The 21,304-nt window shown below is 43.0% G+C and carries 19 protein-coding genes; 8 read left to right on the plus strand and 11 right to left on the minus strand.

Annotated features, from left to right (window positions below):
* Positions 1-95: 95 nt before the first annotated feature.
* Positions 96-410, minus strand: coding sequence for a hypothetical protein (locus RAH45_RS10890; RefSeq protein WP_068403821.1), 315 nt, complete (start codon positions 408-410; stop codon positions 96-98).
* 180 nt (positions 411-590) lie between these two features.
* On the opposite strand from RAH45_RS10890, the gene RAH45_RS10895 reads away from it, so the two are divergent.
* Both RAH45_RS10895 and RAH45_RS10900 read left to right on the plus strand, forming a co-directional pair.
* On the plus strand, positions 591-1,295 hold the full coding sequence (locus RAH45_RS10895) for a hypothetical protein (RefSeq protein ID WP_068403819.1): 705 nt from the start codon (positions 591-593) through the stop codon (positions 1,293-1,295).
* A gap of 75 nt (positions 1,296-1,370) precedes the next feature.
* Positions 1,371-3,257 carry a monovalent cation:proton antiporter-2 (CPA2) family protein gene (locus RAH45_RS10900; protein WP_068403818.1) on the plus strand — a complete coding sequence of 629 codons (1,887 nt, stop codon included), beginning with the start codon at positions 1,371-1,373 and terminating at the stop codon, positions 3,255-3,257.
* 24 nt (positions 3,258-3,281) lie between these two features.
* Here RAH45_RS10900 and RAH45_RS10905 read toward each other — a convergent pair whose 3' ends face one another.
* Positions 3,282-4,211 (minus strand): DUF2628 domain-containing protein, encoded by a 930-nt coding sequence (locus RAH45_RS10905; RefSeq protein WP_068403817.1) that lies wholly within the window; start codon positions 4,209-4,211, stop codon positions 3,282-3,284.
* A 389-nt stretch (positions 4,212-4,600) separates the two neighbouring features.
* Here RAH45_RS10905 and trmB point away from each other — a divergent pair, with 389 nt between their 5' ends.
* From trmB to RAH45_RS10920, 3 genes are all read left to right on the plus strand, one after another.
* Positions 4,601-5,416 carry a tRNA (guanosine(46)-N7)-methyltransferase TrmB gene (trmB, locus tag RAH45_RS10910; RefSeq protein WP_068403853.1) on the plus strand — a complete coding sequence of 272 codons (816 nt, stop codon included), beginning with the start codon at positions 4,601-4,603 and terminating at the stop codon, positions 5,414-5,416.
* 1,092 nt (positions 5,417-6,508) lie between these two features.
* Positions 6,509-7,567: a recombinase RecA gene (gene recA, locus RAH45_RS10915; RefSeq protein ID WP_068403815.1), complete on the plus strand. Its 1,059-nt coding sequence runs from the start codon at positions 6,509-6,511 to the stop codon at positions 7,565-7,567.
* A 40-nt stretch (positions 7,568-7,607) separates the two neighbouring features.
* On the plus strand, positions 7,608-8,696 hold the full coding sequence (locus RAH45_RS10920) for a regulatory protein RecX (protein WP_068403814.1): 1,089 nt from the start codon (positions 7,608-7,610) through the stop codon (positions 8,694-8,696).
* 49 nt (positions 8,697-8,745) lie between these two features.
* Here RAH45_RS10920 and RAH45_RS10925 read toward each other — a convergent pair whose 3' ends face one another.
* From RAH45_RS10925 to RAH45_RS10955, 7 genes are all read right to left on the minus strand, one after another.
* Positions 8,746-10,203: an anion permease gene (locus RAH45_RS10925; RefSeq protein ID WP_068403812.1), complete on the minus strand. Its 1,458-nt coding sequence runs from the start codon at positions 10,201-10,203 to the stop codon at positions 8,746-8,748.
* Between the two features lie 326 nt (positions 10,204-10,529).
* On the minus strand, positions 10,530-11,258 hold the full coding sequence (locus tag RAH45_RS10930; RefSeq protein ID WP_068403810.1) for a YidB family protein: 729 nt from the start codon (positions 11,256-11,258) through the stop codon (positions 10,530-10,532).
* 383 nt (positions 11,259-11,641) lie between these two features.
* Positions 11,642-12,013 carry a hypothetical protein gene (locus RAH45_RS10935; protein WP_227678281.1) on the minus strand — a complete coding sequence of 124 codons (372 nt, stop codon included), beginning with the start codon at positions 12,011-12,013 and terminating at the stop codon, positions 11,642-11,644.
* A gap of 82 nt (positions 12,014-12,095) precedes the next feature.
* Positions 12,096-12,389, minus strand: a complete 294-nt coding sequence (locus tag RAH45_RS10940) for an FAD assembly factor SdhE (RefSeq protein ID WP_068403808.1) — start codon at positions 12,387-12,389, stop codon at positions 12,096-12,098.
* Between the two features lie 153 nt (positions 12,390-12,542).
* Positions 12,543-13,448, minus strand: a complete 906-nt coding sequence (gene folP, locus RAH45_RS10945; protein WP_068403807.1) for a dihydropteroate synthase — start codon at positions 13,446-13,448, stop codon at positions 12,543-12,545.
* A gap of 191 nt (positions 13,449-13,639) precedes the next feature.
* On the minus strand, positions 13,640-15,535 hold the full coding sequence (ftsH, locus tag RAH45_RS10950; protein ID WP_068403805.1) for an ATP-dependent zinc metalloprotease FtsH: 1,896 nt from the start codon (positions 15,533-15,535) through the stop codon (positions 13,640-13,642).
* 450 nt (positions 15,536-15,985) lie between these two features.
* On the minus strand, positions 15,986-16,618 hold the full coding sequence (locus RAH45_RS10955; RefSeq protein WP_068403803.1) for an RlmE family RNA methyltransferase: 633 nt from the start codon (positions 16,616-16,618) through the stop codon (positions 15,986-15,988).
* Between the two features lie 400 nt (positions 16,619-17,018).
* On the opposite strand from RAH45_RS10955, the gene RAH45_RS10960 reads away from it, so the two are divergent.
* Both RAH45_RS10960 and RAH45_RS10965 read left to right on the plus strand, forming a co-directional pair.
* Entirely contained in the window at positions 17,019-17,330 is a 312-nt protein-coding gene (locus tag RAH45_RS10960) for a YhbY family RNA-binding protein (protein WP_068403801.1), read from the plus strand.
* A gap of 158 nt (positions 17,331-17,488) precedes the next feature.
* Positions 17,489-18,319: a DOMON domain-containing protein gene (locus RAH45_RS10965; protein ID WP_306495274.1), complete on the plus strand. Its 831-nt coding sequence runs from the start codon at positions 17,489-17,491 to the stop codon at positions 18,317-18,319.
* A gap of 125 nt (positions 18,320-18,444) precedes the next feature.
* Here RAH45_RS10965 and RAH45_RS10970 read toward each other — a convergent pair whose 3' ends face one another.
* Entirely contained in the window at positions 18,445-19,170 is a 726-nt protein-coding gene (locus RAH45_RS10970; RefSeq protein ID WP_068403797.1) for a CHAP domain-containing protein, read from the minus strand.
* 164 nt (positions 19,171-19,334) lie between these two features.
* Between RAH45_RS10970 and RAH45_RS10975 the strand changes: the two genes are divergently transcribed.
* Entirely contained in the window at positions 19,335-19,850 is a 516-nt protein-coding gene (locus RAH45_RS10975) for a hypothetical protein (protein ID WP_068403795.1), read from the plus strand.
* Between the two features lie 298 nt (positions 19,851-20,148).
* Here RAH45_RS10975 and lpxC read toward each other — a convergent pair whose 3' ends face one another.
* Positions 20,149-21,066, minus strand: a complete 918-nt coding sequence (gene lpxC, locus RAH45_RS10980) for a UDP-3-O-acyl-N-acetylglucosamine deacetylase (protein WP_068403793.1) — start codon at positions 21,064-21,066, stop codon at positions 20,149-20,151.
* Between the last annotated feature and the right edge of the window lie 238 nt (positions 21,067-21,304).

The following is a 21,304-nucleotide window of genomic DNA, read 5'->3' on the forward strand; positions in this document are numbered from 1 at the left end:
ATATCAAAAACAGTGCCCTTCTTATAACAATCAATTAAAACTAACCATCCATTAAAACCAACTATCCATTAAAACGTCGTCTATTTATGTTTCATTTATAAGCGACGTTTTGTCAAATAGTACTTTATCAAGTAATGGCTATAACGCAGCACAAACCAAATGAACCAAACTGCTGTTATGAGCCAAATACTTAGCCCCAGCCCCAACAGCGTCATGCGAATCCAAAAATCTAGCGCGCCGTCCATAAACTGTGGCAGATAAACCGGTCCCATATTTGACGCCAGTAGCAACCAAAATCCAAATACTAGCGCCAATCCTGCACCGGTAATTTTTAAAATCACTCTACTAAAAATTCTTAAGAAGCTCCGCCGATTATGATGATTTAGGAAGTATTTAGAGCCATTATCCATAAAAAAAAGCGCCTAAGAAAGAGAGTTAATTTTAAACAAGCTTATATCAGGTGACTTTTTTCATTGTAATAGGATGTTAAAAATCATGGGAAATTTGGCCGCGTCGCCATATTTTTTATCTAAATTCTGTATACTTAAAGCTGAAACGCCCAATTTGCCACTACTGGATTATTTTCTGCCATGTCAAGACGCTCAGCTCCTTTCGTTGCTCCAAGCTACATTGATGACCCTATCTCAAGCGAGGGTAAAAAGCATGCCAAAGCATTGCTATCGACGCTGCAAGAAGATATTGCCAGCTTTCGAGATGAGCAGTTTCCGCCTGATATTTTGCGGCAAATTCGTGATATGCCGATTTATGAAGGCAATTTAGCCGAAGTCCAAGCTTATCAGCAGCGTTGGCACAGTCTGCTTGAGCGCGCGATGGCATTTTATCCGGCGGCCAATCTGCCACCCGACTATTTGCCTTTGCCCGCCAGCCTTGAGATACCGCAGTTTATTTATCATGTGCAAAGGTTACATCTGACCAAGACCCGCGCCAAAGAATCCAAAAGTTTTGGCTCGGTCGGAGCGCTGACCGATAAATGTGGCGATTATAGTGCCGATGAAATCGCCCGTATGAGTGCCGTATTTGACAATGATGATGAGGCACGTTTGGTGGCGCATCGTGAATTTATTGATTTGCGCGCATATGTATTTTGCCGCGATACCAAGGGCGAGATGCTAGAGCCTGAGCGCGTACGCTTTTACCGCACGGGGCTTATCGTTCATGCCCTACCTGATTTTAAAATCGTCGACAGTCGTCAGACCCCGCGGAAACGCCGTAACGATGCTTATAGCAATCCGCTGGCAGACAATGGCGTATGGAAGATTTATCGTAAAAAATAAACGATGTTCAAAATTTTTGACTATTGATCTACCCCGTTTTACTGCTTATTTTATCGTTACCGCTAAGGATTCCAGATGCTCGCTGCCGCCGCCGGCTCACCAAACTTGATGTTACAAGCTACAATTTTCTTGGGGGCAGCGCTGCTGTTTGTACCACTTGGCAAGCGTTTCGGTATTGCGACGGTGTTAGGATATCTGATTACTGGTTTAATATTGGGCCCCAGTGGTTTAGACGTTGCAGGCGACGCCGAGAGCTTATTGCACTTTTCCGAGTTTGGCGTGGTCATGCTGTTGTTTATTATCGGTCTTGAGTTGCAGCCTTCACGATTATGGGCGCTACGGCGTTCGATATTTGTCCTCGGGGGATTACAAGTCGGTCTGACAGGCACGCTATTGATGTGGCTGTTACACCAGTTTTTTACCTTGCCGCTCGATACTGCTTTTATCGTCGGCTTTGGTTTGGCGCTGTCATCCACTGCTTTTGTCCTGCAAATATTAACAGAGAAACAGCAGCTTTCTAGTACCCATGGCCGTGAAGCCTTTACCATTTTATTATTCCAAGATATCGCCGTTATCCCTTTATTAGCCGTCATTCCGTTTTTATCAGGGGTGCGCGAGCAAAGCTACGATTTGATTTATTTTGGTAAAGTATTTGCCGTTTTTGCCGGACTTATCTTTGCCAGCCGTTATATCATTCGACCTTTCTTTAAATTTGTGGCATCTAGCGGTGCTTCAGAACTTTTAACCGCCGTCGCTTTATTTATCGTCATGGGCGTGTCTATTTTAATGGGACAAATTGGCCTATCGATGGCATTAGGTGCATTCTTGACTGGCGTATTGCTGGCGGATTCTGAATATCGTCATGAGCTAGAAGCCAGTATCGAGCCGTTTAAAGGCTTGCTGTTAGGGCTGTTTTTTATGTCGGTCGGCATGCTCACCGATGTCAAACTCATCTTAGCAAAGCCTATCTTTATCATCGGCTGCGCTATGGCGTTGATGGTGATTAAATTTGCGGTGATTACTGCGATTGCAAAAGTATCGGGCAATCGCTGGCCGACCAGTATTCGTTTGGGGGTTACCCTCGCTCAAGGTGGTGAATTTGCCTTTGTATTATTCAGTGTGGCGAGCGTGCAAAATGTATTGCGTCCTGAGCTTGCCAACACTTTAAACCTTATCGTCACCATCTCTATGGCACTGACGCCACTGGCATTTTTACTCTTAGAAAAAATCGGTGAGCCGCTCTTTGCCAAAAGAAAACCCAGCCGCGAGTACGATACCATTCCTGACGATGAGCATCAGGTGATTATTGCCGGTTTTGGGCGTGTGGGGCAGATTATCGGTCGGGTGCTGCGTATGCACAACATCGAATTTACAGCGATTGAGCGCTCGGCAAATCGCGTCGATTTCGTGCGTAAATTTGGTAACCAAGTCTATTATGGCGATCCAAAAAACCCCGAGATACTACGCGCCGCCGGTATCAAAAAAGCACGCGTTTTTATCCTTGCCATCGACGATGTAGAGCGCTCTATTACCACCGCTCAATATTTGCGTAAAAACTATCCTGATATGATTGTCTTAGCACGCGCCCGTGACCGCCAGCATTATTACCGTTTGCGTGAAGTCGGCGTCCGTCATATTTGGCGTGAGACCTATTTATCGTCTTTAGATATGTCACGTGAGTCGCTACAACTACTTGGTATCTCAGCAGAAAAAGCACGCGAAACCGTCCAAACTTTCCGCGATTATGATGATGATTTGATTGAACGCCAGCAAGCGATCTATGACGACGAAGCCAGTATGATTGAATCGGCACAATCAGCCATAGCGGAGCTTGAGAGCTTATTTGATGAAGATATCGATAAAGCCCGTAAAATGGATTTGACGGACTTTTATGACGCGCTAAAAAACCAATCCATACCCGCCGATGAAAAAGACGATCTGACCGCTGACTCTAAAAACTAACGGCTATTATAGTTTTATCGTTTATTAATCCTCGCTACAGCCTTTAGGCGCTTGCCTTTTATTTAGCGAGGTCGTACAGCGCCAATTATCACTATCGGGCAGATGATAAAAAACCAGCGTCTGCTCATTTAAATAACGTAATGGAAATTTGACGTTTTGAATGGTAGCGATAACTGCGCAATCGGTGTTTGTCACGCCAGCAGCTTGGGTATCAACCGCGATATTGACTTGCTGCGTGCCCATATCTAAAGGCAGATTAAGCGGACACTGTCCTGTTTGCCGATAGCTAAGCGCCACACGATTTTGTGCCGTTTTAGCAGTATCATACGCATCAAATAATATTTCATTTTCTTTAGGCTTGGCGACAATGGGCAAAAACTGTAGCTTGATTACCATTAATGCAAAAGCAAAAAATCCAAAGCCTAAGCCTAAGCCAAATAAACTGACCCCGCCTTCCTTTTTTAAATGCGCTTTTTGCGCCGCTTCATCGCGCGGATAATCATTGATAGCATCTGCAATCTCGCGCCGTGCCATACGGTAATAATAAGCATCTGTCCAGCGTGCCACCATAAACGACCAAAACAGCCAAATCAGCGCCGCGATAGCGATACGTATGCCCATCTGATACGCATCGGCAATAAAAGGCATCGCCACAAACTCAAACGCTACCAATATCAGCGCCACATTCAGTTGAATAAATGACCAACCTGCGACGCTATATACAATCGCATCCATATAGCGCTTGCGATACAACAGCCAAGGAAAGGTGACAAAGAACGCCGCCCAGTGCCATTTAGGCGACAGGTAGCCTTGCTCATCAAACTCCTTAAAGCGTTTAAGATAATACGACTGGCTACGCTGACTGATAAACCATTTATCCAGTTGTTCGCGTTTAGCAGCGCTCAGCTGTTCTTGATAAAACGGTGGCGGCGAATCCGTCTCGATAAATAACATGGTGATAGGCCTTACTGATTATTAAGCATAAATATTAACGCGCGGATTTGTATATCGTTTTTTTATCCAACGTTTCTGATTAAGTGGTTATTTTTAAACCCTTATTTTTAAAACATGCTGGCTATATGATAACGCCAAAAGCCCTGCGTAGAAAACCCATATATATGAAACCTATATATACAAACAGCCTATAAAGTTATAAGCGTTATAGCGGGTGCGCTAAAACTGTATTGTGCGTTCACAGTGGTGACGATTTCACTTATAATGAGGCAACTTTATCTACTTAATTAAGCTTTGTTAATCCTATGAGTCAACATCCTAAGCACAATGACATCAATAGTAGTGGTAACGATACGACTGATGCGCAAAACCCCAATACCGCTGATACCATGAACACAGAAATGCAAACCGCTTCTAACATTAACACTGATAGCGTTAATACTGATAACGTGGATGTGGATACTGATGCCAGCAGTCAGACTGAAGAGTCAACGGACAAGCACATTCGTATCGTTAATACCTTTATGAAACGGCGGACGCACATGAATAAAAATGCCGAACTGGCATTGACTGCGCCAGAGTTTGCGCATTACTTGGTCAATAACAGTTTCGGTGATGGCAATCTTGAGGGCATTAACGATTTACGCGCGTTATTTGCAGATAGCCCGAATGGCAGTGATGCGCCGCTGACTTTAGAGATTGGTTTTGGTCTAGGCGATTCGTTTATCGAGATGGCCGCCGCAGAGCCGACGCGCAATTTTGTTGGTGTTGAAGTCCATGAGCCAGGCATCGGTAAATGCGCCTATATGGCAGGGACGCAAGGGTTAACCAACGTTAAAATCATCAACGGTGATGCCATCCAATTGCTCAAGCAGCTACCAGAAAATCATATCGACCGCATTCAGCTTTACTTCCCTGATCCGTGGCAAAAAAAGCGCCACTATAAACGCCGTTTTGTCAGTCCTGAGCGCATGACAATTGTTACGCGCAGCTTAAAACAAGGCGGCTGGTTCCATACGGCGACCGACTGGGAACATTATGCCTTTTGGATGGTTGAGGTTTTAGATGCTTTTGCTGGACTGACCAATCAAGCAGGCGCAGGTAATTTCACCGTCCGTCCTGACTTTCGTCCAATGACTAAGTTTGAGCGCCGCGGTTTAGAGCGCGGACACGGCGTTTGGGATTTGATCTATATCAAGGATTAGGCTTGGTAGCGTAACCCTAGCATTCCTGCACGATAGCGGCTAAGATACTAATAACGTACTTAGCCGTTTTTTTATGCCAATTCATTTTTCCGCTTTTAGCTGAATTTTGCTACTTTTAGCATAGCCCTTGACATATAAGGCTTTGCATGTCGTTTTTAAGATATTGAGCCATTCAAGGCTGTTATTGAACGCCCTGTAGGCGCAGGCATTATGTGAAACATAGGCGTAACAGAACAATTTCTTTATTAAATTTAAAGTTGCAAAAATAGAAATCATCAATATTTCGCCTGTCTCTAAGTTTTTATGTCTGCGCAAACATCGGTAACATAAGGGTTTGCTGAGTTCTCCCCATAAGCTGTGGATAACCCTGTGTATAAGTCGCTACTTGACAAGCATTTCCTTAGATAGCTTAAAGGGTTAGGTAAAATCGTTCATTTTTTGTACAATTTTAAAAGCATTATAAATCAATTACTTACGACATATTTAAAAGATAAATAATATATTTTTAATTTTTTTCAAATTAATTTAAAGCTTATCAATGTTTCACAACCTACAAATAAAAATACTTTTTTTATTGTGGACAACTTACAAAACTATTGACAAACCGCCCTGTTATTAAGTTCAAAATATAGGGCAAAGCATAACTACTTCGTCATAATATCAGTAGAATAATAGGCGACATTCACTGTCGTTTAGCCGCTTGCTACGCTAAATATTGGGCTTGGCTTTTGTTATAATAGCCTTATCTAAACAACAGCGATATAACACAGAATAGCGCGACCAGTATCGCAAAGATAAACCTACAGCCATTATTATGGCAAATGAGCATTCGCATCTATGAACTTTTTTTTGCTTTTATCATGATTCGTTTTTACTGTATAGTAAGGTGATATAGCCGATATCACTGTCTTAAACCCACTATAACCCTCTACCTCAAACTTGCCAAACGTGTCGTTTACTGATGATGAAAGTCGTGAGTGATTTCACTGAGCAAGTCGTTATTTAACAAACGCTTTAAACCTATCGTTTTAAATGCCACGTTTGACATAACCAGACCATCTTATATTTATTATTTTTCACAAGGAGTCCTACATGGACGAAAATAAAGCCAAAGCCCTCAAAGCGGCATTAGGTCAAATTGAAAAGCAATTTGGTAAAAACACCATTATGCATCTTGGTGACGACTCAGCCACGCTTGACGCCGATGTGGTCTCTACCGGCTCATTGGGTCTAGATATCGCGCTTGGTATTGGCGGTCTACCAAAAGGTCGTATCGTTGAGATTTACGGTCCTGAAAGCTCTGGTAAAACCACCATGACCTTGCAAGCGATTGCCGAATGTCAAAAGCAAGGCGGCGTTTGTGCCTTTATCGATGCCGAGCACGCTCTTGACCCAGTTTACGCCCGTAAACTTGGGGTAAATACCGACGATTTACTCGTGTCACAGCCAGACAATGGCGAGCAAGCGCTTGAGATTACCGATATGTTAGTGCGCTCAGGGGCAGTTGATATGATTGTCATCGACTCCGTCGCGGCGCTAACCCCGCGAGCAGAAATCGAGGGTGAAATGGGCGATTCGCACATGGGTCTGCAGGCACGTTTGATGAGCCAAGCGCTGCGTAAAATCACCGGTAATGCCAAACGCTCGAACTGTATGGTGGTCTTTATCAACCAGATTCGTATGAAAATCGGCGTTATGTTTGGTAGCCCTGAAACCACAACCGGTGGTAATGCACTAAAATTCTATGCGTCCGTACGTATGGATATCCGCCGTATCGGGGCGGTAAAAAATGGCGATGATATCATCGGTAACCAAACCCGCGTCAAAGTTATCAAAAATAAGATGGCGCCGCCATTCCGTCAAGCTGAATTTGAAATCACTTACGGTGAAGGTACCAACCATCTAGCAGAAGTGATTGATTTGGGCGTTGAGATTGGCGCAGTTGGTAAAGCAGGCTCGTGGTATAGCTATGGCGATGAAAAAATCGGCCAAGGTAAAGCCAATTCGGTACTGTTTTTAAAAGAAAACCCTGCAATTGCTGAAGAGATCGAAGCGAAAATTCGGGCTGAAAAACTTGGCGTAGTCGACCCTAATAAAGCTCCAGACAAGGAAGAGCCTGAACAAGACTTTGCTCCTGAGCCTGTGCAATAATAGATTTTTTGTAGAATATGATTGTCTATCATGATTGATTATGAAAATTAAAACCTTAGCTGAAATACTCGCTGAGTCGGAAGCCGATTCAGCGAGTGCTACTCCTGCCAAATCCAAAAAGTCTACCAAATCCAAAAAGTCTACCAAATCCTCTGAGTCTGCTAAAAATTCTCAGCAGCCCTATCAAGAAAAGTCCAGGAAAAGGGCTAAACATACGACTTATACAAAAAAAGAAGCAACACCTTTACAGGACGATGCTATAGCGGATATAGACTCGCTTGTCTCATCTTCCTCTTATAATAAAAAACCTTCTAAAAACAAAAAGCGCAAAAAAAACTTTCATCCAGCGGCAAATTTCATTCCTGAGCCTAATAACGTACCTGCCTATCAGCCACCAGAAGCGCAAAGTATTAAACAGCTACTTGCCGAGGTCAAACACGATGTTCATAGTAGCGAAGATAATGACCATACAGACAGTAACACTGCTAAAGGTCATAGTGAATTAAACCATCAAGCTAATAATCAAACAGACAACCTACCTGCGGCGCTTAAAGCCTATTTGCGTACGCCTGAGCAACGCCAAGCGGATATCGACGCCATCAAAGCCGAAAGCCGTTTGCGCTGGTTGGCATTTTATTATCTATCGCGCCGTGAATACGGTAAAGCTGAACTCAAACAAAAGCTGCTAGACAAAGAACAAGACCCCGATAAAATTGATGCCCTACTTGATGAGTTTGCAGAAAAAGGCTATCAAAGCGATTATCGTACCACGCTGATGTTGATACGAGAAAATATCCGTAAAGGACGCGGACGCGCTCGTATTAAGCAAGAGTTCTATCATAAAAAGATAGCCATGCCCGGCAATATTGATGAGCTGATAGACATGGCTAATGTCGAATCTGAAGAGTTTAGTGAATTTATCGAGGAAGATACCGATAACTTGGTCGAAGGCGTCGATTGGCTAAAACTTGCCGTCACCGCCCGTACCAAAAAATATGGCGATAACATCCCAACTGAGCAAAAAGACAAGGCTCGCCAGCTACGATTTTTGCAATATCGTGGCTTCAATACCGATATCTGCTTTGAGGCGTTAAATTATACGTTAGATACCTTAGATGAGCGCTTCTAACCAATTTGAGCAAAATCATCGATGATTCATAATATTATCAGTCTATTTATCAATAATAACCAAGCAGTTTCCACCAAATCAAACCTGCGCCTATCCATACCACAAGATTGACCACACTCATGATGGCGCCGATAATCCACCACTCTCCTAGGGTCACATAGCCCGAGTTAAAAATAACCGGCGCCGTACCTGTTGCATAATGGGTCAGCGTCATCATAATATTGCCTGCCGCTGCTAAAATAAGCGCATATAACATCGGCGGCGCGCCTAGGCTTAACCCTACTGCATAAAAAGCAGCAAACAAGGCGGTAATATGGGCGGTGGTACTGGCAAAAAAGTAATGAATATACAAATAAACCAACGTCAAAATCACCACAGCGCCGATCCAGCCGACGCCTATCACGCCAATCATTGATTCGATGTTGCTTGAGAACCAGCCAACCAAGCCTAATTTATTGAGGTAAGACGCCATCATAATCAGTGCCCCAAACCATACAATGGTATCCCATGCTGATTTTTCTTTAAGCACGTCATCCCAAGTTAATACGCCTGTCAGTATAAGCGCCGTCAAACCGATAAAAGCAGTGGTTGTCGCATCGACACTTAATTGTTCACCAAAGATTAGTGCTGGAATATTGGCCCACAATATCAGCATTAAAGCGAAGACGCCCAACATGATTTTTTCCTGCGTGCTCACCTGCCCCATCTCGCTTAGATTGTCTTTAGCAAACTGTTTGGCATCTGGGGTGACTTTGACATCGGGCGGATAAATCAGATAAATAACCAACGGCATCAATAATAAACAGAGCATCCCCGGTATAAACATGGCCACTGCCCACGTCGTCCATGACAGCTGAATCTCACTCCCTGTGGCTTTATTGACCAAATCTACCACCAGTGGGTTTGGCGCGGTGGCGGTAATAAACATACCAGAAGTAATCGGATTAGCGTGATAATTAACCATCGCTAGATAACGGCCAATTTTATTTTGCGTGCCCTCTTCTGGCGTTGAATGAAAGCTTTGCGCAATTGACCGCATAATGGGGTGAATAATACCGCCACCACGAGCGGTATTAGAAGGGGTAATCGGCGCTATCATCAGCTCCGCTGCGCTTAACGAATAAGCAACGCCAATGGTCTTTTTTCCAAATATCGAGATGAAGTAATAAGCAATACGCCGCCCCAAACCCGTTTTTATAAGTCCTCGCGATATCATTACCGCAATACCGATGAGCCAAATCAGCGGGCTTGAATAGCTCGATAAGGCATCAGCGATGGCGTCTTTTGGACTGTCATTAGTCACCCCAGTCAGCGCCACCAACATAACGGCGATAATGGCAATCGCCCCGATGGGCAAGACTTTACCGATGATGGCCACAATGGTGGCGATGAATAAGGCCAGCATATGCCATGCTTCTGGTGTTACCCCATTTGGTACAGGAATCACAAACCAGATAATCAAACCAACTAAGATGGCAATTGCTGCTTGGATAGGCTTAAATGGCATGAGTAATATCCTTGTAAAATACTTATACCTTTATATCGCATGACTTTATATAAAGCTTTTTAAAGAAACTGGGTAATAACATGCAAAGCTATGAAGTAGCCTTAAATAAATTATACCGTTATCATAAATTTTTTGAATCTTCTTAGCGACTTTAGTCACGGTTCTTAACATATCTATCTTTTTAGCACTCGACTCACATAGAAAACTCTGCGCCCTTATCGCGTTAGAATGTAAGTATTTTTGCTAAGCTAAAACAAAAAAAAGAGCGCATGTATATGCACTCTTTTCTTAATGACGGAAAGGAAGATTTATAAAGGACAATTATTTTACTTTAATGTGCCTAATCGATTTGATAACTGATTGATAATTTGGTCAATCTCTTCATTGGCTTCAGGTTCATTTTCCAAATTGCCATTTGGCGTTAATTGGTTCATAACCTCAGGCAGTAGCTCAGCCAGACCTTGGTGAACTTCCATCTCATTTGCGCCGGTATGCGCCGCTACCTGCTGAATCTCACTTTCATCAAATAGACGGGTAATCTCATTAGGATCAAGATTATCATTGACCTCTTGGTTACTCATCCAAGAACGCGCTTGATTCTCGTAACCCATGCCAGTGATTTTTGATAAAGCGCCACTCAAACCACCATTGCGTTTGATCCAACTGAGTACCATCGGCATCAATGCAGCGATCAGCATACCTTTACCACCAAATCCCGCGCGCGAGGTTCGACCGCCACCCATTTGACCACTTAAGACGCTACCTAAAATATCGCCAAGTCCACCCGCGCCTGCACTCATACCGCCGCGCTGGTTTGCGCCCGTAAGCCCGCCGATGATGTCATCTAAACCAAAACCATTATCACTGCGGCGCTCATACTGCTGTGGATTGTAGCCACTTGGCTGGGTGCCACCACCTAATACACTGCCCAATATATCGCCTAAACCACCGGTGCGGCGTGGATTAATACGTTGGTTGACCGGGTTGCGTTGTCTATCCTCTGGGTCCATCGCACTGCGCGCCACTTGGCTGACTAAGTTTCCTAATAAGCTCATGATATCGTCCTTTTATTATAAATAATGTATCGTCAAATATCTGATCTTCTTTACTCATCTAAAAATCTATTCGCCACGGATATGGCAAATCCTTAAATAATAAAACAAATAAGATTTTGACGATTATGATTACTATAGCAAAACCCTTACTTAGCCTAGATAGACGTTTTGTTATGGCATGTAGCGGCATGTTAGTGATTGAAAGGATGAAATGAGAGGTAGGAAAAGATATATAAAGAATTGCACCATATAGATGACGCTACTTGTATTATTTTCTTAACGCGTGGTCTTTATTTACGCCATTTTAGCAGAAACGCTATTGGCTAAAATAGACAATTTGCGCCATTGCTCGGCGCTGACTTGATCCCGAAATATCGCGACTGCTAAAGGGCGCTGATAAGGTTCTTTGACAATAAAAATTTAAAGCATATCACCCAAGAATAGCTGCTGACTGCGACCAGCTCAGCTTGCCACAAGTTATCGCCGCGACTGCTCCGCATCAGAAGTTGCCAATGTTGATAGATGCTCTTATTTAAGGGCGGCTGGCTTAGATGCAGTAAAATCGGTCGCGATAGCGCTAAATAGCTTAGGGTAGCGGCACTTACAATCAATATGAGTACATACTGCCACAACGCCAATGACGCAAGCGCTGCCAATATCAGCAGCGCACTGACCAAAAGCAGATAAAACATCAAACGTATACGGCTCGCAGGCTGGATTGGCGCGTCGATACGTAAGGAGCTTAGCAATGTCATCGTTAGCATCCAAGCAGGATTTTATGTATTCAAAGCCTCTATCTAAAAGGCTGGTACTTTGAAAAAACCTTAATGGTTACGTTTAACTTTTACTATGACGCCATGTTTTAATTTTATTAACCAAATCCCATATCGCTGCATTTTCTGGACGGCTTTGGTTGGTAAAATAATCCAATAAATCTGGGTCTTCATGGGTCAGCATTTCTGCGAAAGTCGCCTGTTCACTCGGGTCGGCAGTTAAATATAACTCTTTAATATAAGGATCAATATAAAAGTCCAATTCTTTTAAGCCACGGCGTGCTTGATAAATAATGCGGCGTTGCTCGAGGGTGGGTTCTGGTTGCTTGTTTGGCTCTGGTTGATTGCTAATTGTCATAAAAATATTCCCATAGGTTTAAATGGTATTTAACTAAATAGACGTTAAATAAATAGTAAGATTAATAAATAACAGGAGTCAGCCGTGCTTATAAAAGCCTCGTCTATAAAAGGCAATCTAGCAACAGCCAGCTTATAAAAAGCTATTAGCCTATCAGCTTTGATTATACGCCGATAATTGCTGCCATAGCGTCACCGCTTGCTGCATCATAGCGACATTATGGGTGCGGATAATACTAGCGCCCTGTTGTAGTGCAAAAATCCCCGCCGCCGTTCCTACCGCGTCACGCTCTAGCGCTTGAGTATTGGCAAACGCTTCGACTCCGCTTTTGCTTAATACTTCAGCTAAAAAACGCTTACGTGAAATACCAAACATCATTGGCAATCCGAGCGTTTGCAGACGTTCGAGCTGACTTAATAACGCACAATGATGCTCATAGTTTTTTGCAAAGCCAAAACCTGGATCGATAATGATTTTTTCGCGCTTGATGCCCGCGTTTGTCACTTCAGCGATACGCGCTGTTAGCTCGGTACTGACTTCTTTAATCACATCATCATACTGAGCAAGATTGTTCATCGTCGTAGGCTCACCGCGCATGTGCATCAGCATGACAGGAATATCAAGCTTAGCTGCCATCTCTGCTGCGCCTTCACGCTTCAGCGCGCGAACATCATTCCAAATATCAGCGCCCGCTTCAAACGCTGCCTGCATAACGATAGGATTACTGGTATCAATAGATAACCAAATATCCTTGTTTAGACTACCTAGCTGTTGGCGAATCGCTTTGACGACTGGCACGACACGCTGCACTTCTTCTTCGGTAGACACAGCAGCGGCATTGGGCCGCGTAGACTCACCGCCAATATCAATAATGGTTGCACCCGCGCCTATCATGTCTTTAGCGTGAATGATGGCGCTATCAATCGCAGTAAACCGTCCGCCATCAGAAAAGGAATCAGGTGTGACGTTTAAGATCCCCATAATATGCGGCTGTGATAAATCTAAAGTTTTATCGCGGCTCGTTACTTTATAGCTGGGTAAATGCTGGAATAATGACATAACTTATCCATTATAAATTGTATTTTAAAGAACTGTGTTAGCGGTATTTACACTGTTTAAGATTATAAACGTCCATGATAGCAGCAAATCTTATTCCGTCCTAAAGCCTTCGTCAAATGACGCCCACAAAAAAGCCCTTTATCAAAAAGGGCTTTTTATCGACTATCTATGAGATTGTAATAAACGAGAAACTACATCGCTGGTAATGGCGGCGGTGTAGAGTTCGTCGGTTTAATATCAGTTTTCGATAAGTCTACTTCATTAGGCTGATAGACTCTTGGCGGACGAGGCTCTTCACCTGCCAAAATATCCTGCAACTGATCGCGGTCAATGGTTTCCCATTTCATCAGCGCATCTACCATCGCATGCATTTTGTCTTGATTGCCTTCAATCAATTCGCGGGCGATATCGTATTGCTCTTCTAGCATACGGCGTACTTCTTCATCAACTTTTTGCTGCGTGGCTTCCGAGATCGTCCGACCGCCACCACCAAAGTAACCTTGTGAGCTATCATCGTCTTCGTAAACCATGATGCCTAGCGCATCTGACATACCATATTTGGTTACCATCGCGCGTGCCATTTTGGTCGCACGTTCAAAGTCGTTTGAAGCGCCCGTTGACATTTGATTGATAAAGACTTCTTCAGCAATACGGCCACCAAACAATATCGCAATATCGTTAAGCATTTTTGATTTATACATGCTGGTCTGATCATGCTCAGGTAGCTGCCAAGTCACACCAAGGGCAAAGCCACGCGGCATAATCGTCACTTTATGAACAGGATCGGTGCCTGGTAGCAATTCTGCAACCAACGCGTGACCCGCTTCATGATAGGCTGTCGCGCGGCGCTCTTCTTCACGGATAACCATAGATTTGCGCTCAGGACCCATATATAGCTTGTCTTTTGCGTCTTCAAAGTCATTCATATCAACGCTACGTTTGTTACGACGCGCGGCAAATAACGCCGCTTCGTTAACAAGGTTGGCAAGCTGCGCACCACTGAAGCCCGGCGTACCACGTGCCAATGCATGGGCATCAACACCAATAGTATTTGGTAATTTGCGTAGATGCACTTTTAGGATTTGCTCGCGACCTTTAATATCGGGCAGACCTACTTGCACCTGACGGTCAAAACGACCTGGGCGCAATAATGCTTTATCAAGGACATCTGCACGGTTAGTTGCCGCGATGACAATAACGCCTTCGTTACCTTCAAAACCATCCATTTCAACCAATAATTGGTTCAATGTCTGCTCGCGCTCGTCGTTACCGCCGCCCATACCAGAGCCACGATGACGACCGACCGCATCAATCTCATCAATAAAGATAATACAAGGCGCGCTCTTCTTCGCTTGCTCAAACATATCCCGCACACGTGAGGCACCAACACCGACAAACATCTCAACAAAGTCAGAACCTGAAATCGAGAAGAAGGGTACTTTGGCTTCACCAGCAATGGCTCTTGCCAATAGTGTTTTACCCGTACCTGGAGGACCAACCATTAAGATTCCACGTGGAATCGTCGCGCCAAGCTTAGTAAATTTATCAGGGTCGCGTAAAAACTCAACAACCTCGACGACTTCTTCTTTGGCTTCTTCACAGCCAGCAACGTCATCAAAGTTCACCTTGATTTGGTCTTCGGTCAGCATTTTGGCTTTTGATTTGCCAAAGCTCATTGGACCGCCGCCTTTGCCGCCAGCACCGCCCTGCATATTACGCATAAAGAATAAAAACAGACCAATAATCAATAAAATTGGGAAACTGGCTATTAGCAGTTGCATCAAAACACTTTGACGCTTAGGCGCGGTGCCCTGAACTTCAACTTGGTTTTCGCGCAATAGTGGCATCAGCTGATCATCAGTCACAGCTGGACGAATGGTCTCAAATGATGAACCATTTTTCTTCTCGCCGGTGATTTGCTCGCCATCGATTTCAACACTGGCTACTTGGTTTTCTGACACGGCGGTCACGAACTCCGAGTAGTTAAGATTATCCGGCTCAGATGATTTGTCAAAGCCGCTAAACACCAGCACTAAAACACCGATCACCACCAGCCACAATAAGGTATTTTTTACCATGTCGCTCACTAGTTATTCCCATCCCTTACTTATTGGTGTGTTTACTAAACACGTGACGTCTATATATAAACGTATGTCTCACTATTCAATGCCTAGCTGCAAATTATTATTTTTACTTAGATTTAATGACTCTAAAAACCTGAGCAAAATAATAAATAAACGAACTAAAATGAATAACTGAGCGGTTAAAGCGTTTACTCTCAGACGACTTTGCTTAAAACATAGGCTTGATACGTAGATGTAAAAATATAGATTTAAAACAAAGTTAATATATCATGATATGTGGTGCTAACCTGTATAATTCAAGCAGCAATCACATTTATTCAGTTAACGGATTGTAGCGTTTTTACGCTCATTAACCATAGCCTTTATGGTGACCTTTTATCACACTTTATAGGATGGATGATTTGCGCAACTGCTTGACGTTAAAACCTTTTTATTAAATAGTTAAACGACCTACTACTTAATGGCAATCCAAAACATCTCTTTTGAGCGTGGTCGTGAAGCACCCGGTTTGATACTACGAATTTTACTAAAATCCGCCTGCATCTGCTTGCGTAATTCTTGCGTACCCTCGCCTTGAAACACTTTCATAATAAGCGCGCCACCTTCGGGTAAGGTTGTCAGCGCGAAATCGACCGCCAGCTCGCATAAATACATCATGCGCGGCTGATCAATGGCACTGTTACCAGCGGTATTAGGTGCCATATCCGATAGCACCACATCGACCTTTCGGTTGCCGACTTCTGCCATGATACGCTCGAACACATCTGCCTCACGAAAATCACCCTGAATAAAGGTCACATCGGGCAAAGTATCCATCGGCAGTATATCAGAGGCAATCAAGACGCCTTTTTCACCGACCAATTTGCCAGCGACTTGCGACCAACTGCCGGGCGCACTGCCCAAGTCAACGACGGTCATGCCTTTTTTAATCAGGTTGGTTTTCTCATTTATCTCCAGCAATTTATAAGCAGCGCGGGCACGGTAGCCATCTTTTTGGGCTTTTTTCACATAAGGATCGTCAATATGCTCTTGCATCCAAGCACTACTACTTTTTGACAATTTTTTATTTTCAATACGCGTGACCAAAATGACTGCTCCTATTGTCTGGTAATATACCTGCTTGCAAATACATCGTTTGTAAAACACGACTGGCGGTTTATAAAGGGGTTATTTATGACAATTTTAATAAGTGTCTACTAATTATCTATAAAAGCGCTTTTATCAGCATATGATTACGCTAGTGCTGAACAACGAAATCTTGTATCTGTCTCATTACCCTTTAACCGCGAAATTCTCTTGGCAAAAACACTGCTTTATAAACCTGTAGCGTTTATAATGTACTCATACTTTCAGTTTAACATTTTCATCACGTAAAATCGTGCAAAATCCTGCTGATCTCATGCAAGGTGACCATAGATTATCTATAATGGTCATTATCTGCTCGCAATAGTACCTGCTTTTATTTTTACCAACATCTAGGAATAGTATGCAACTCGATAACGCTACCGTTAAACGCCTAAAAGGCATTGGTCATGACCTAAAACCGATTGTTATGATTGGCAATAAAGGCATTACCCCAAGTATCGCTGAAGAGATTGATCGTGCTTTGACCGATCATGAACTTATCAAAGTAAAATTGCCAGCTGGCAGCAAAGAAGAGCGCGATGTCATTGGCGCTGAGCTTGCCGCAGCGGCTAATGCGACTTTGATACACTCAATTGGCCGTATGGCACTGTTACTGCGTCAAAACCCAAACGCCAATCCAAAGCTGTCAAACCTTGCGCGTCACGCCCAATAAATAAGCTACCTATTTAATTTTAGCTTATGTTCTATCTTATTGAATAAAAGCCGCGCTGCATTTGCTCGCGGCTTTTATGCTATTTATAGTCAGTTTAAATAAAATACTACAAGTATCATAATGCGCTACTGTTATTAAACTCTGGATATTATCGACCTATGAGCCAAATTTTTAATTTATGCTTAGCAACTGATACGCTAGCCGCTGATGCCGAGCAGCTAGGTGTCACCATAGGAGACTTAAAAAGCATTCAAATAGAAGTGGTCGCAACTTTGGTCAATAGGGCTGTCATTGCCCAGCCTACAGAATGGCAATTACAGCTTGATTACTGCATCACGTTACCGCTTAAATCGTTAGCAGCGCAATTGTACTGGCCAACATGGCAAGCTGAACAAGTGGGTTTTGCAGATTATTTATGGGAGCAGACTTGTCTTGAGTGCTTTTTAGCAGGCAAGTTGATAAACAGCGCCGTTTCGATAAATGAAAATAATAACAAAACAAATCCTTATATGGAAATTAACGCCAGTCCTGACGGCCGTTATGCGCTTTATCAATTTGCCGACTATCGTAAGCCTGCGACATTACCGCCAACGCCGCTGTTACAAGGAAATGGGCAAACACGGGCTTCTATTAATTGGACAGCTCCTCCCTTCTCAGTGAGTAACGCCGCTGACAACGCAGCGCTGCAATCGGGTTCGATGCCAACCTCCTCTTTTAATGGTCCATTAATAGCTGGCGCTAAAACTTATCATTTCGAGCGTAGCTTTTATTTATCATTAAACCAATTATCCCAAATACAGACTACCAACGATGAGATTGGCATTGAATACATCCATCCTTGTGTGATTTTAAGCTTTGATACTAAATTCGGTAAGACGGCGTTATATTTCGCGCCCAATCACGCCGCCCCGCCCGATTTTCACGACACGCAGTATTGGTCAGTATTTGATGAAAAAGTGGCAATGCACAAACCTCATTCTATTCTTTAATCATATTTACCTTTTATTCTCATGCTTTAGAGCAAAAAAAAACCAGTAATGCCATCAAGAGCATTACTGGGTTCGGAGAAAACACTGAATTCTAAAATCTATAATCGTTATTTCACGCTTGCTGATTAGTCAGCCATAGCAAGATAGATACCGCGGTTCGATGCATCGTCAACGTATTTAGAATCGCGCCAAGTGGTATAACTGTATACACCGCTATATGGGCTGATGCTACTCTGGCGGAAGTCAGATACCCAATCATTGCCATCAAAGATTTGAATATGACCATGCGGATGCTTTGAGCTGCGATCATAAACCACAACATCGCCTACTTGTGGCTGTGTATTATTACTAATCTTAGCAAAGCCAGCTTGGGCTAGCGTACCACGAGAGGCATACTGATAGGCTGACGGATTTGGCGTAAACTCGTAACCTGCTGATTGTAATGCTTTACGGACGTAACGGGCACAGTAACCTGTGCTGCTTGAGCGCGCAACGCGTGACGCATTGGCGGCGGCGATAGCAGGAGCAGAATAACGATCAGGTACTGATTTTGCTTGCTGCTGACGCTGCTCATAAGATAAGCGGCTGGTTAGCGAAGCAAGCTGATATTCTTTCTGTTTTGCATGCGCACTAAGATTGTCAATCGCTTGGCTGATTTCGTCATTGCTAGAAACATAAGCACCGCTATTGGTGCTATAGATATTGCGACTTGAACCGTAGTTCGCAGAAGTAGAGATATTTGTAATGGTATGACTCAAGGTATTATTTGGTTGAAAGGTTGTTTCGACAGCACCACTCGTCTGTGCTATACCCATTCCCAATACTGACAAAATTAATAAAGCTTGTTTCATAAATTTACTACCTATTGTAAATACAGGATTGCTCGCCGTCCGTGACAAAGCATGAATTAATTTAGGGAAGATGACCATGAAATAAACATGATAAAATCCGTAGTACAAAAGCTCGCTGTTTATGATGAATATCGCTGCTGTCACCTAGAAGATGAGTGTTTACGATGTCAAAGAAACAACCTAACCGACTTGCTAAACTGATTGATCATCAAGCTTTTGCCGGTAGCGCACTACCACAAACTCTTGCTGACAATATGCGTTTATATCTACAAGCAACGACCGAGGTAAAAGAGCTTTTGGTAGATTGTCTACCTGAGGAAATCCTCAATAACTGCTGGGTCGTGGGCTTAACCGCTGAGCAACTTATACTCAGTGTGGGCTCGATAACCGCTGCCAATCATATTCGCTATTTACAGAACGCCTATTTGCAGGTATTAACAGAGCAGTCGATTACATTTAAACAACTCAAGCAAATTCGCGTCGTCGTAGCCAATATTCCCGCTCATAATAATTATTCTAAATCATCAAAAGCGTTATCAGCGACCTCATCAAAGCCTCGTAAAGCCCATGAAAATCAGGCCCTTAGCCAAAACACAAAGCGGACTATATCACAGGCTGCAGAGCATGTCACCACCGATAAAAATCTTAAAAATGCACTTTTGCGCTTAATTAATTCCTAAAAAAGTACGGTTTGCTATGTAAAGTTATGTAAACTAGACCCATATTCGACCCGGATAAAGCTGCGTTTTTGTAATCTTACAAACAAAAAAAATCATCTGTCAGTGTGATTCATAATGTGAACCGTACTGACAGATGATTTTTTTATCTCCTACAGCTTTTATTCTATCGAAGTTGTAGCTCATTTTTTCAAAAATAGATGAGAAAATATCTATTTAAATGAATATTATTTAGTACTGCTTATAACCAAGTTATGTAATATTGCGTAAATGTTTCGATACTTCGTGTATATTCGTGTATTTATCCTTCGACTGTTATACGATTCAAAGGTAAATATTCGATAGGACAACTTACATTGTCATCAAAAGTTACAATTTCAAAGTTACTAGGATCGGATAATATCTCGCGTACCAACATGTTGTTTAATGCATGACCAGATTTATAAGCATTAAAACGGCCTAAAATAGGATAGCCAATGAGGTATAAATCGCCTAAAGCATCGAGAATTTTATGACGCACGAATTCATCATTAAAACGTAGCCCCTCTTCATTAAGAATATTGGCATCATCAATAACAATCGCATTGTCCATACTGCCACCTAACGCCAAGTTATTTTGGCGTAGAGCCTCGATATCTCGTAAAAAACCAAAAGTACGCGCTGAGCTTAATTGTTCAATAAAATTTTGCGTCGAGAACTGCAATTGTGCATGCTGAAAATCTTTATTAATAGCAGGATGGTCAAAATCAATCTCGAAATTTAACTCAAAGCCGTCATAAGGACGCAGCTCTGCCCATTTGTCGTCAACTTTGACGCGGACAGGACGTACAATTTTAATAAAGCGCTTTGCTGCTTCTTGTTCACAGAAACCTGCTTGCAGCAGCAAACCTACAAATGGCGCGGCGCTACCGTCCATAATCGGTATCTCCGACGCTGACACGCGAATTAATAGATTATCAACCCCAAGCCCTGCTATCGCACTGAGCAGATGCTCAACGGTACCCACACGCGTGCCACCAAATACTAGATTCGATGACATCATGGTATCTTGTACCAAAAAGGCACTGGCAGGAATCGGTTCGCTACCTGCTATATCAGAACGCTCAAAAATAATGCCAGTATTAATAGGCTGCGGATGAAACTCTAAGTCAACAGGTTGACCACTATGAAGACCAGTACCTGTAACGGCTATTGCTGTTTTTATGGTTCGTTGGTTCATGGCTGTCTTCTCACATATTTTGTTACAATTGCCATAGTGTAGCATTACCCGACCCTATTTCGCTAGCGCTAAAAAGCGTTAATTTGCTTATCTCTTTGATTGATAACACTTATCGTCATTATTTTAACGTTTATTTTTATAACGTAACAAATGCTCAATCTTAGCTAAATTATGACTAAAGCCTATTTATTAACCATCAACCTTATATTTTTTTATTTTTTTAAAAAACAAAAAAGCC

It is taken from the genome of Psychrobacter sp. van23A (genome assembly GCF_030845275.1).
In the GTDB taxonomy this organism is placed as follows: Bacteria; Pseudomonadota; Gammaproteobacteria; order Pseudomonadales; family Moraxellaceae; genus Psychrobacter; species Psychrobacter faecalis.

What these genes read in the sequence shown, in the direction of transcription:
- folP (WP_068403807.1), bottom strand. Translation starts at nt 13,448, where the DNA reads ATGTCATTATTCCAGCATTTACCCAGCTATAAAGTAACGAGCCGCGAT.
- RAH45_RS10930 (WP_068403810.1), bottom strand. Translation starts at nt 11,258, where the DNA reads ATGAGCTTATTAGGAAACTTAGTCAGCCAAGTGGCGCGCAGTGCGATG.
- RAH45_RS10900 (WP_068403818.1), top strand. Translation starts at nt 1,371, where the DNA reads ATGCTCGCTGCCGCCGCCGGCTCACCAAACTTGATGTTACAAGCTACA.
- trmB (WP_068403853.1), top strand. Translation starts at nt 4,601, where the DNA reads ATGAACACAGAAATGCAAACCGCTTCTAACATTAACACTGATAGCGTT.
- RAH45_RS10905 (WP_068403817.1), bottom strand. Translation starts at nt 4,211, where the DNA reads ATGTTATTTATCGAGACGGATTCGCCGCCACCGTTTTATCAAGAACAG.
- RAH45_RS10940 (WP_068403808.1), bottom strand. Translation starts at nt 12,389, where the DNA reads ATGACAATTAGCAATCAACCAGAGCCAAACAAGCAACCAGAACCCACC.
- RAH45_RS10970 (WP_068403797.1), bottom strand. Translation starts at nt 19,170, where the DNA reads ATGAAACAAGCTTTATTAATTTTGTCAGTATTGGGAATGGGTATAGCA.
- RAH45_RS10920 (WP_068403814.1), top strand. Translation starts at nt 7,608, where the DNA reads ATGAAAATTAAAACCTTAGCTGAAATACTCGCTGAGTCGGAAGCCGAT.
- RAH45_RS10895 (WP_068403819.1), top strand. Translation starts at nt 591, where the DNA reads ATGTCAAGACGCTCAGCTCCTTTCGTTGCTCCAAGCTACATTGATGAC.
- RAH45_RS10925 (WP_068403812.1), bottom strand. Translation starts at nt 10,203, where the DNA reads ATGCCATTTAAGCCTATCCAAGCAGCAATTGCCATCTTAGTTGGTTTG.
- RAH45_RS10975 (WP_068403795.1), top strand. Translation starts at nt 19,335, where the DNA reads ATGTCAAAGAAACAACCTAACCGACTTGCTAAACTGATTGATCATCAA.
- recA (WP_068403815.1), top strand. Translation starts at nt 6,509, where the DNA reads ATGGACGAAAATAAAGCCAAAGCCCTCAAAGCGGCATTAGGTCAAATT.
- lpxC (WP_068403793.1), bottom strand. Translation starts at nt 21,066, where the DNA reads ATGAACCAACGAACCATAAAAACAGCAATAGCCGTTACAGGTACTGGT.
- RAH45_RS10935 (WP_227678281.1), bottom strand. Translation starts at nt 12,013, where the DNA reads ATGACATTGCTAAGCTCCTTACGTATCGACGCGCCAATCCAGCCTGCG.
- RAH45_RS10890 (WP_068403821.1), bottom strand. Translation starts at nt 410, where the DNA reads ATGGATAATGGCTCTAAATACTTCCTAAATCATCATAATCGGCGGAGC.
- RAH45_RS10965 (WP_306495274.1), top strand. Translation starts at nt 17,489, where the DNA reads ATGAGCCAAATTTTTAATTTATGCTTAGCAACTGATACGCTAGCCGCT.
- RAH45_RS10960 (WP_068403801.1), top strand. Translation starts at nt 17,019, where the DNA reads ATGCAACTCGATAACGCTACCGTTAAACGCCTAAAAGGCATTGGTCAT.